Annotated in this window: 9 protein-coding genes; 1 reads left to right on the forward strand and 8 read right to left on the reverse strand. The window is 59.7% G+C overall.

Features of this window, described 5'->3' with window-relative positions; all coding sequences use genetic code 11:
- Positions 1 to 222: 222 nt before the first annotated feature.
- Positions 223 to 984, forward strand: coding sequence for a DUF4253 domain-containing protein (locus tag ACMNAY_RS03475; protein WP_394975739.1), 762 nt, complete (start codon positions 223 to 225; stop codon positions 982 to 984).
- Positions 985 to 1,072: 88 nt separating this feature from the next.
- Here ACMNAY_RS03475 and ACMNAY_RS03480 read toward each other — a convergent pair whose 3' ends face one another.
- From ACMNAY_RS03480 to ACMNAY_RS03515, 8 genes are all read right to left on the reverse strand, one after another.
- Positions 1,073 to 2,284, reverse strand: a complete 1,212-nt coding sequence (locus ACMNAY_RS03480) for a DUF3048 domain-containing protein (RefSeq protein ID WP_418718400.1) — start codon at positions 2,282 to 2,284, stop codon at positions 1,073 to 1,075.
- Positions 2,285 to 2,456: 172 nt separating this feature from the next.
- Positions 2,457 to 4,799 carry a ribonucleoside-triphosphate reductase, adenosylcobalamin-dependent gene (gene nrdJ / locus ACMNAY_RS03485; RefSeq protein WP_394975743.1) on the reverse strand — a complete coding sequence of 781 codons (2,343 nt, stop codon included), beginning with the start codon at positions 4,797 to 4,799 and terminating at the stop codon, positions 2,457 to 2,459.
- Between the two features lie 526 nt (positions 4,800 to 5,325).
- Complete coding sequence (locus tag ACMNAY_RS03490) at positions 5,326 to 5,673, reverse strand: hypothetical protein (protein WP_418718401.1); 348 nt, start codon at positions 5,671 to 5,673, stop codon at positions 5,326 to 5,328.
- An 18-nt stretch (positions 5,674 to 5,691) separates the two neighbouring features.
- Positions 5,692 to 6,549 (reverse strand): hypothetical protein, encoded by an 858-nt coding sequence (locus ACMNAY_RS03495; protein WP_418718402.1) that lies wholly within the window; start codon positions 6,547 to 6,549, stop codon positions 5,692 to 5,694.
- A gap of 105 nt (positions 6,550 to 6,654) precedes the next feature.
- A complete protein-coding gene (locus ACMNAY_RS03500) occupies positions 6,655 to 7,752 on the reverse strand; it encodes a serine/threonine-protein kinase (protein ID WP_418718403.1) in 1,098 nt (365 codons plus the stop codon).
- Positions 7,753 to 7,757: 5 nt separating this feature from the next.
- A complete protein-coding gene (locus ACMNAY_RS03505) occupies positions 7,758 to 8,183 on the reverse strand; it encodes a helix-turn-helix domain-containing protein (protein WP_418718404.1) in 426 nt (141 codons plus the stop codon).
- A gap of 129 nt (positions 8,184 to 8,312) precedes the next feature.
- Complete coding sequence (gene rbr, locus ACMNAY_RS03510) at positions 8,313 to 10,406, reverse strand: rubrerythrin (RefSeq protein WP_418718405.1); 2,094 nt, start codon at positions 10,404 to 10,406, stop codon at positions 8,313 to 8,315.
- Complete coding sequence (locus ACMNAY_RS03515) at positions 10,403 to 10,786, reverse strand: Fur family transcriptional regulator (RefSeq protein ID WP_418718406.1); 384 nt, start codon at positions 10,784 to 10,786, stop codon at positions 10,403 to 10,405. The genes rbr and ACMNAY_RS03515 overlap by 4 nt, the downstream gene beginning before the upstream one ends.
- Positions 10,787 to 10,982: the final 196 nt, after the last annotated feature.

Raw genomic sequence — 10,982 nt, forward strand, 5'->3', positions numbered from 1 at the left:
TGTTCTTTTTTCATGATGACTGCTCCCTTCGGGGCGGAGCGCAGACACTGCTCCGCAAAGTCTGCCCGCGCAGGCGGGCCCTACCGTCAGGATAGCGCCGGAAGGAGCACAGGGTCTTCTGCAAACTGTATCGAAACTGCAAATCTCACGGCTTGCAGCGCGTGATATAATAATGGAAACCGAACCGCTGAAGCAGCGAAAAAGTCAAAGGAGTTGGGGCGAATGGAAATCGGAGCATTGCCGGGCGGCCGCATCGCTGCGGCCATGATGGAATATCTGGCCTGCGAATGCACTTTTTTCGCCCCCGTAAAGGACGATGACGCGATCATGGCCGCCTACCGCCGTGCCCGGGAAGAGGGCCCGGCAGAAGGCTTTGTCCCCATCCTGGTGAAAGCGGACAAGCTCCTCTGGGAATGGCTCTCCATGAACGCCCGGCCAGCCGGCGCTGACCGGGACAACTGCTCTTTTGACCCGAAACGGGTGGCTGAATTTCGCCGGCAGGCCCTTGCCCTCCCTTTGGAGGAAGGCAGCACACTCTTTGAACGGATGCGCGGATGGCGCAGAGAGCCGCCGCAGGAGGCGCCGGGAATGGAAGGCGGAGAAGTGAACGACTGCTTCGCCGGCTATTGGGACGTTTTCAGCGGCATGACCGCGCCTCTCATTCTGGCAAAGGTGCCGGTGAAGGGCCCCTGGGAAGTTTTTGCGTATCTGCCCTTCGGCGGCTGGAACAGCTGCCCGGATACCGTTCGGCTGATGACCACCGCCAAATACTGGTTCGAGCAATACGGCGCGGTGCCGGCCGTGATCTCTCACGACACGCTGGAATTTGATCTGCCCTCCCCTGTTTCCCGCGAGAATGCCCTGGAACTTGCGGCAGAGCAGTATAGCTTCTGCTCGGATGTAGACGAGGGCTCCGGTTGGCATCTCGGCGTTCTGGCAGACACGCTTTGCCGCTCCACCGTATGGCATTTCTGGTGGGATTGAAGCATCCTTCTCCGCAAATCAAAACGGCGGCAGGCCCAAAAGGGTCTGCCGCCGTTGGTTTTTGTTTGGTGCTTATCTTGCCGTGGGGTCAATCCTCATTTTCCACAAAGGTCTCGCTGGCCGGAGCCTCCTGCACATCCTGGGCGGTCTCCAGAGATTCCCAGGTGAAGCCGGGGATCTCGTCCTCGTCCACCACGGTCACATAGGTCTTGCCGCAATTGATCGCAAAGGGTTCTTCGGTCTCAAAATCCACAATGCGCAAAGTATCCAGCGGGGTGCCTTTCTGCCAGCGGATGCGCTCGATCTTGCCGCCGTAGCAGTAGTAGCCCACGCCGCCCCAGCCGTACTCGGCGTACTGCAGGTCCGACGTGTCGTGGCCGGGATAGCGGTGGATGTCGGCAAAAAGGACGATCAGGTTGTCGAACATCAGCTGCTGGCCGTTGTTCTCGTCCACCGTATCCATATAACTGCCCTTTGCGGAGTAATACTGGGCCATGGCGTACTGGCCAAGGCTGGAATCATAGTCAAACTGGGTGCGGTAATAGTCGGAGTGGCGGATGGTCACACGGCCCGCATCAGCGCTGGCGCCGTCCTCCAGATGCTCGCCGGTGAGCACCTTGGCGGGGTCGCGGTAGTCCACAAAGTCGAAGAAGGTGGAGTTGTACATCCGGCGGTCGTCCACGTCGTGACGCTCCACATAATCGGCGATGAGCTGGCCGTTGGTGTAGGCGGTGTGCTCGGTGGCCACATGATTGCCCGCCCAGTTCACACGGTTCTTGTCACGGTAGCTGAGGTTGCTGTCGTATTTACCTTCCAGGTTCCACTCGTCGTAGTTGTAGTTGGTGATGTATTCCGTCTGAACCACGCTCTGACCAATGTGGACATAGAGCGGCTGCCAGGGAAGCACCAGGCGGAAGAACTGGTCGCGGGCAGAGCGCACGGGGCCGATGTCCGGAATGTTGTTGTAGTCGGTGAACAAAGCCATGAAGCGGGTGATGCCGCCCTCCACCTTGATCTCAAAGAGCATGTCCGCCGCTGACAGGCCTCGCTGAGGCCGGCACTGAGCGATGTTGTTCACCATCACCGCGGTGATACGCTGGCCCTCAGGGTAGTCGGCGTCTTTCTCGTAGCCGGTGAGCACATTCGCCTCGTAGGGTTCGGGGGTAGGCTCGGGCGTGGCTTCCACGGCGGGCTCGGCGCTGCCGCCGGAGACAGCGGTCCCTTCGTCGCCGCCGCCACAGGCGGTGAACAGACTGACCGACATGGTCAGTGCCAACAGGATACACAGCAAACGTTTCATGTCACTTGTTCCCTCGCATTCCGCTATTTTATTGCGGGCGGCCTGCCGCCCTTATATCCTCTTCATTATAGCAGACGGCCTCTCCGGGGGCAACCACGCCGAGGCCTTCTGCGGGCAGACAAAAAGCCGCCCGCCCCGCTTTCGCGGAGCAGACGGCTCTCGTTGTAAAAACTCAGCGGATGGGGCACACGCCGTTCACGCAGTCGGAGGCGCCGATGTCCAGCTCGGTCTCCTCGTGCTCGTAACGGCAGAGCAGCGCCGGGTTGAAGGGGCGCATCTCCGCCTTGCGGCGCTCGTACTCCTCTTTGTCGATGGCTTCGTAGGGCAGAAGTTCATAGAAGCTGTCGTCGTAGCTCAGGAAGGACAGGGCCACCACATCGTCCCAATGGTCCCAGACCCACTGCTCCACATCGGCCCACTCGTTCTCCCGCACGTGCACCGTGATGGAGCAGTTGTGGTCCACGTAATGTTCCATGAACATCTTGTAGTTTTCCAGCTGCTCGATGGCGGTCACATCGCCCTTCACCCGTCCTGCAGGGGCCTTGACCGGGAACTCCAGCACCTTGGTGGTGGGGTCCTCCGGGTCCTGGCCCACCTCGGGCAGCACCGGGTAACCCAGTTCTTCACAGACGCGGCACAGAGGGTCGGTGGCGGTGATGCGCACACGGCGGATGTAATAAGGAGAATGAGAATAGTGCACGCCGCTGGACACGGTGGGCAGCAGCGACAGGGTGCCTTCCGGCTTGAGGGTGGTCACCAGCAGCGGCCGGTTGCCGCCCAGCTGCGCGGCCATCTCGTCTGCCGCCTTGCGGGCAGCCGCCCGCAGTTGCTCCAGCAGTTCTGCCTGCTGGTCACGGTCGATGCCGGTGGCGTTGACCATGTCCTGCCAGCCGGTGAGAGAGCAGCCCAGCAGGCGATCGCGCTTCTGCACCCGGTCCCAGCGGTACATTTCCAGCTCCCGGCAGGTCATGCGGTAGCCAGCCCGTGCGGACAGGCGCTGGGCCTCCAGCAGGCCCTCCTGATCCAGCGTGCCGTCCTCGCCCACAAAGGCCATCACGTTTACGGTGGTCAGGTTGCAAAGGCCGTTGGAATCCAGCAGGATCTCGCCGCAGGGGTTGCAGCCGCAGAAGTTGGGCCGGCGCTTGAGGCCCGCCTCTTCATTGATCCAGCCCGGCTCGCCGGAATAACGCATCTGCTGAATGTGCCAATGCAGTTTTTCCCGGGTGGGCTTTTCGCGGTAGAAGATGGAGTTGTTGCTCATCTGCCGGTGAGCGATGGACTTGTCGATCTCCCAGTGGCCGTTCACCTGGCGGTAGAGGTTGGACTTGGCCTGGATACAGGTCTCGTCGTCCGCGTCCACCAGGCCGATCTCCGAGGTGCGGCGCACGCCGCCGGAGACCACGTTCTCGCCAATGATGTTGGCGATGTCCAAAAGGTCGATAGGCCGCAGCTGGGTGCGCACCGCGCCGTCCCGGGCGCCGGCGGCGGTGACCACCTTGTGGATCTTATCCAGCATGGTCATCATGGAGCCGGAACCGCTGGCAGTGCCGCCGAAGGTCTTGAGCCGCTCTCCCTTCGGACGGATGGAGTCGTAGTTCACCACCAGGGTGGTCACGCCCTCGTACTCCCGGTTGGTGATGAGCTCGAAGTAGCGGGTCAGCGCCTGAGCCCAGCCCTCCTTGGAGTCGCCGATGGCCAGAGTGGCGGTGTCGCGCTGGAAGGTAAGGTTGGTGTACTCCAGCCGCTCTGCTGCCGGGACAGGGTCATAGGACTTGTGCAGAATTTTCAAATCGGTGCGCACCGGCGGCAGCTGGTCGGCATCGGATTTGAGCACCCGCACGCCCACGCCGCTGCCCACCATCAGCAGGTAGAACAGGTCGTGGTAGGCGATGAAGTCGTTGATGACAGTGAAGGCGCAGTTGTAGTTTGCCATGGGGTATTTTTCCGCCACCGGCGTGCCGCCCACCCACAGGGTGCGGCCGGACAGGAACTGTCGCAGATGGTAGATGTTGTCATAAAGCTTTTCCGCTTCTTCCCGGGGCGTGGGGGCCAGCGAGGCGTTGTATTCCACCGCACGGCGCACCGTCTCCCACCAGAATTCCCGGCGGCCCTGCTGGGGCAGATAACGGGAATAGGTGCGGGTGTAGACAAAGGCGCCCAGCTGCTCCATGGGATTGGGCGCGTGCTTATAGGGGCTGAGGAACTCTCTGGTCAGGATGCCCTCTTTCCACTCGCCGCTGGTGCGCTCTTTCTCCTTCTGCACCCGGTAGAGGATGTAGGTCTTGGCAGTTCGATAAAGCTGCTTTTCAAACAGGGTCTCCTCCACCGCGTCCTGGATGCGCTCGATGTCCACGATGTCCTGGCCGGCAGACAGTTTTTCTTCCACCGCGGCAGTCACGTCATCCACTCTCTGGGGGTCGTGTTCTCCGGCGGCGGCCGCAGCCAGCGTAATGGCACGGCGTATAAATTCAGCGTCAAAGGGCACAACTTTGCCGCTGCGCTTGCGTACGTTCATTTCAGTTCCCTCCCAACGTCGTTTTCAGGATACACCATATATAGTAGTTCCATCTCGGCAAAAAGTCAACATATTGTTTGTTTTTCCACAAAAGCGGACACATATACGGGTGCCTGGCCAACTTTCTGCCCTTCTGTGCCCAGTATAGCAGGCAATTTATCCCATTGTGCGGACGTTTTCCCGGCCACGCAAAAAGGCCCCGGCCAAACGCCGGGATGGCATAAGAAAACGGCGGTTCTGCCGTAGGATTTTGGCGCATAAAACACGCAGAGCGGCCCCCCAAGCCACCAAGGCTTGAGGGGCCGCTCTTTGTGCTTTCTTCATCCAAAATCCTGGGGCAGAACTGCGCAGCACCAGGAAGCGGGCGATTTTGATGGGAGCGCAAGGAATAGCGCCGCAGGCACCCTTGGTGGTTGTCAAGGCGCTTTGACGCCGCGATACCGCAAAAGCGCCCGCTTCTCGGCGACGTTTACTTACGGCACCCCGGCCAAAAAGCCGGAGCCTTTTTACGGATTCGTTCCGCCATTCACAGCCGGTTCGTCCGGCTGGTCGCGATCACCGAAAACACGCCGAAGGCGATGCCGATCACCGCCCAGATATACAGGTCGGCGTAGCTGCCCGCGTTGGGCAGGGCAAGCAGCGCAGGCAGGATATAGAACCCGGCGGCAACATAGCCGCCTTTGCCGCCTTTGCGGGTGCAGATGTTGATGATGCCCGCCACCAGCAGGCCCAGCGCCAGCAAAAAGTCGGCCGAACCGCTCACCTCTCCGTTATCGGCGAGGGTATTGCCCAGGCCGGCCGCACAGGACTGCAGCGCGACCAGAAGGAACAGGACGATGCTCAAAATACCGATCACAAGTTTTCCTGTTTTCATCTCTCTTCCCTCCCCGGCTCAAAAGGCGACCGTAAACGGCCCGACCGTTTCATGGTCAGTGAGGTCGTTAAGGTTCAGCCGATCCACGCAGAATTCCAGAGAGGTCATATTCTCGATCCGCTCGCTGTTCTCCTCATCATCCAGCAAAATCAGTTCGGCGATCGCTTTGCGCCCCGCGGGAATGTCGGCATAGAGATTTCCGTTCACCATGTATCCGTCCACCGACACTTCGGACGCGGTGAAGGTGTAGTCGGCTTCCGTGCTGTTCTCAATGTAAAGCCGAATGCCTTTCCCCATCAAAGAGTCCGTCTGTTCCAGTGCGGTGATCCGAATGCCGCTTTCGGCAAAGAGCTCCGTCCCCTCCGGCTGAAGGGCCGCAGGCTCCGCCGCATCGGTGGCAAGGGTGATCCAGCCGGTTTCTGTGCTGTTTACAAAGCTCTCCGGGTCGATCATTCGCAGCGTGCATTCGATCTGCGCCAAAGTTTCCACATGGGCATTCTCCAGATCTGTGCGGGAGATCGTCATCTCGGCATCGGCCTTTTTCCCGGCAGAGACTTCCTGCGAAAGGCTGCAGCCGACCGCCCAGCCGTTCACAACGCAGTACCCTGTCTGAACGAGCACGCCCGCGGACGAATCATTTTCGATGGTCAGTTTTACCTGCGGGCCGAACACCGAATCCTCGTCCAGGCCGGTGGCGGTGATTTTGATCCCGCCTTCGTCGTACATGACCGTTTCAGGCAGGGTCACCACGGCCGACGCCGGCGCCGCAGCACTGACAGAAGACGCCTTCGACTCTTCGGTCTGCCCTCCGTCTGAGCAGGCCGCGGCGCTGAACATCAGCATCAGCGCCAAAACAATGGACAACATCTTTTTCATTTTGGATAGCCTCCTCCTGCAACCAGGTTGCGGTATGTACCACACAGTATATACCGCTCCCGGACACATTTGGTGGGCTGTCAGCAGACAATGGAAAAGAAACGCTCAGCGTATCACCGCTTTGACCGCGGCCGCCACCACCCCGGTCAGCAAAAACACCGCGACGCTCCAAAGCGCAACAGTGAATGCTGTCAGGGCGCGATGGGTATATGTGCCCCGCACTTTATTCAGAAGAGGGACATGGCGCTGGATGTTGAACAGATCGAAACCGATGACATAGGCGCCCACGGGAATGGTCAGCATCCCCACCACGATCACCAGATCCACCGGGTCGTTTGCCGCGGAAGAAAAGCCGGCCGCCGCAAAAATAAAGAACCAGAAAACAGCCGCAACCGCGAACAGGGCCTTCTCCGGCGTTCCCGAACGAAAACCGGGCACAAGGCAAAGGGGATAAGGAAAAGCGATCCGCTTTTTCTGCGGTTTGCAATACGCAGGCCGTGGGCTGCGGGGCAACGCCGCCAGCGCGGCGTCGAGTTCCCTCACTGAGGCATACCGCTGCTGAGGGTCCAGATTGATGCACCTGACAACGATCTCGCCCAATAGCCCGTCGGTCTGCGCTTCGTTGGGAAAACTTCCTGTCACGATCTGGTTGATCACAACGCCCAGCGCGTAAATATCGGCGCGCGCATCGCTTTGGCAGAAGCCGAACTGTTCCGGCGCGGCATAGCCCTGCGTGCCCAGAAACTCGGTGTCGGCGCTGCGGCCCGCTTTCTCCACGCGGGCAATGCCGAAATCAATCAGATAGACCTGCGAGTCCACCCCAAGAATGATGTTTTCCGGTTTGATGTCCCGATGAACGATCCCGGCGGCATGCACCTGCGCCAGCGCCCGGCAGAGCTGTCGGGCGATCTCAACGGCGTCGCTCTTTTCCAGGCGAGGCTGGCAGTCGTCCAGTACCTTGCGCAGTGTAACGCCCTGGATGTAATCCTCATAAACAAGCACGGTTCCGTCCGGCTGCGGTTCGATGGCCCGGATCGCCGGAATATGGCCGCTGTCGATCGTGCGAAGCGTTTCAAAAACGCCGGTTTGGTCTGCCGCCGCTTTCCTCGCGACCAATATGCGCCCGGTGGAGTTCTGACGTACCAGAAAGACCGTTCCATGCCTGTTCAGCGCTTCGAGAAAAATAAAGTCTTCACGTTCCATATCCATCATCCAATAACGATCTCACCGCATTCGGAAAGCTTCTCGTTGCACTCAAACAGCGTTTTCCCCGCCGCCAGCTGTTGCAGGATGACGGCGTCCCTTTTGATGCGCGGATACAGCGGAGAAAGGCCCGCGATGCGCAGCATGGTCTGGGTCTCCTCCAGGCTGAAACGCAGCCCCAGCGCAATGGCCAGCAGGGTGTCCCGGGAGGGATTGCGGCGTGTTCCGTTGAGGATCTGATAGCAATAACTGCGCTCCCGGCCGGAAGCGAAAATCAGGTCGGTCTTGCGCAGCCCATGCTTCTCCAGCAAAGCGCACAGGTATTCCCCGATGTCCGTGTAAAGCATCTCCCCCGCACAGTCCTCAAAATATCGGTCCAGATCCGCGTGTTTGTTTTTCAAAATGGATGTCAGTTCATCGGTGCGAAGCATACTATCCCCCGTTTCCGCTTTCAAAGCGGCCGTTTCATACGGCTTTATCATAGCATGGAACGCTTTCTGTTGCAATTTTCGAAAAAAAGGCCGGCCCCGCAGGGCCGGCCTTTTCGATCGGTTTTACGCTCAGAAGTTGTCGCTGTGGATCTCGAAGAAGCTCTTGGAGTAGTTGCAGGTGGGGCAGACTTCCGGAGCCGCGGTGCCAACCACGATGTGGCCGCAGTTGCGGCACTCCCAAACCTTGACCTCGCTCTTCTCAAAGACCTGAGCGGTCTCCACGTTGTGCAGCAGAGCGCGGTAACGCTCCTCATGGCGCTTCTCGATGGCAGCCACCAGCCGGAACTTGGCGGCCAGCTCGGGGAAGCCTTCCTCTTCGGCGGTCTTGGCAAAGCCGTCGTACATGTCGGTCCACTCGTAGTTCTCGCCCTCGGCCGCATGCTGCAGGTTCTGTGCCGTATCGCCCAGACCGTTCAGCTCCTCGAACCAGAGCTTTGCGTGGGCCATCTCGTTCTGAGCAGTCAGCTGGAACAGGGCCGCGATCTGCTCAAAGCCCTCGTTCTGGGCCACAGAGGAGAAGTAGGTGTACTTGTTGCGTGCCTGAGACTCGCCGGCGAAGGCGGCCTGCAGGTTCTTCTCGGTCTGGGTGCCGGCGTACTTGTTCGCGCCCTTGGCGGGGGCCTCCTCGATCTTTTCAAAGGAAGAGGCGGGCTGCTTGCACAGCGGGCAGGTGAAGCCCTCGGGCAGGGTGTCGCCCTCGTAGATGTAACCGCAAACTTTGCATTTCCACTTGCTCATAACTTTCATTTCTCCTTTTGTTGTTTTGTTGTTGTCGGGCCCGGCCTGCTTGTGCAGAAGGCTGCTCTGGTCCCGATAGCTGGTGTGAAGCATTTTTTCCGCCATCTCGCTCAGAGGCTGGCCGTAAAATGCAGCGTAAACTTCTTTGATCTCGGGGTTCTCATGGCTGGTGCGCAGGGTCATGGCCTCGTCCCGCCGGTAAAGGGCGGCAATGCGGCTCTTGCGGGTCTCGTCCGCGTCCTTCATCAGATCCTTGGGCTGTCCGCCGCCGCCGATGCAGCCGCCCGGGCAGGCCATGACTTCCACGAAATGGTATTCCCTGCCCTCCGCCTTCATGCGCTCCAGAAAACGCCGGGCATTGGCGGTGCCGTAGACTACAGCCACACGCAGGGTCAGTTCACCGACCTGCACCTGGGCTTCACGGACTCCTTCATAACCCCGCACCGGCTCCAACCGGAGCAGCTCCTGGGGCGCCTTTTCACCGGTGACGTACTCATAGGCGGTACGCAGGGCGGCCTCCATCACGCCGCCGGTGTTGCCGAAGATAACGCCAGCGCCCGAGGCCTTGCCCATCAGTGAATCGTAGGCAGAATCCTGCAGGGCGTTCCAGTCCACCCCTTCGGCTTTGGCCCACCGGGCCAACTCCCGGGTGGTGATGACCTGGTCGGTGTCCCGCATGCCTTCCACGCCGTGGTAATCGCCGGCGGCGTGCATCTCCTCCCGCCGGATCTCGAACTTCTTGGCGGTGCAGGGCGCCAGGGCCACATGAACGATCTTCTCCGGGTCAAGGCCCATCTTTTCAGCAAAGTAGGTTTTGACCGTGGGCCCCTGCATGCCGATGGGGCTCTTGGCGGTGGAGAGATGGGGCAGCAGTTCCGGAGCATACATCTCTGCAAAGTGCACCCAGCCGGGGCAGCAGCTGGTGAACTGGGGCAGCGGCCGGTCTTTCTCCGTCAGACGGCGAATGAGCTCGCTGGCCTCCTCCACAATGGTGAGGTCCGCGGCGAAGTTGGTATCCAGCACATAGTCCACACCCAAGGCCCGGAGAAGGGCTACCATTTTGCCCTCCACAAAGGCGCCGGGTTCCATGCCGAACTCCTCGCCCAGCGCCGCGCGCACAGCGGGCGAAGTACTGACTACCACCACTTTGTCCGGGTCGGCCACTGCCTGCCGCACCGCGGGGCTCTCGTCCCGCTCGGTGATGCTGTCCACCGGACAGACATTGGCGCACTGGCCGCAGTAGATACAGATGGCCCTGTCCCCTGTCTGCTCCAGGGTGTAAGTCCCGTGCACCCCCATCAAATCGGTACATGCCGTTTTGCACATACCGCAGCGGATGCACTTTTCCTCCCAGCGGACGATGCTGGGGTTGTCCGGCTCAATGGCCACACGGACGGATAAGGGAAGATGTTTCAGTTTCCTCACATTCCTTTCTTTTTTCTGCACTCGTCGCACAGATATACCAGCTTCAGGTCATAGGAGAGAATGGCGGTGCCTACCTTCTGTTCCAGTTGAGTGGTCAGGTCACCCAGGTCCACATCCAACAGTTTTCCGCACTCTTTGCACACCAGATGGTCGTGCCGCAGGATACGGTCATAGCGGTCGGGCGTTCCTTCAACCGTCACTTTGCGGATAAGGTCATCCTGTGACAAACGATTCAGATTGTTGTAGACAGTGGCCAGTACCACCGTGGGATATGTGCGGCGCAGTTCCATGAAAATCTGCTCCGCCGTCATGTGCTTACGGGACTGCTCCACGATCTCCAAAATCTTCTTTGCATACTTCGTCACGATCATCAGCACCATTTTTATAATTATTCTAATTCCATTATATGGATTTTTCAGCAGAAGTCAAGAGAAAAATAAATAACCCCCGGCCAAGCCGGGGGTTTTTCACATGCGGGCATAGCCCTAGAATACTAGCATGCGCGTCACGTCGCGCAAGTACGGTCTGCCAGCCGCGAAAGTTCTGTTACTTGCCGCCCGTAAACGGGCGCTTTAG

The organism is Candidatus Allofournierella merdipullorum (genome assembly GCF_048426865.1).
Classification (GTDB): Bacteria; Bacillota; Clostridia; order Oscillospirales; family Ruminococcaceae; genus Allofournierella_A; species Allofournierella_A merdipullorum.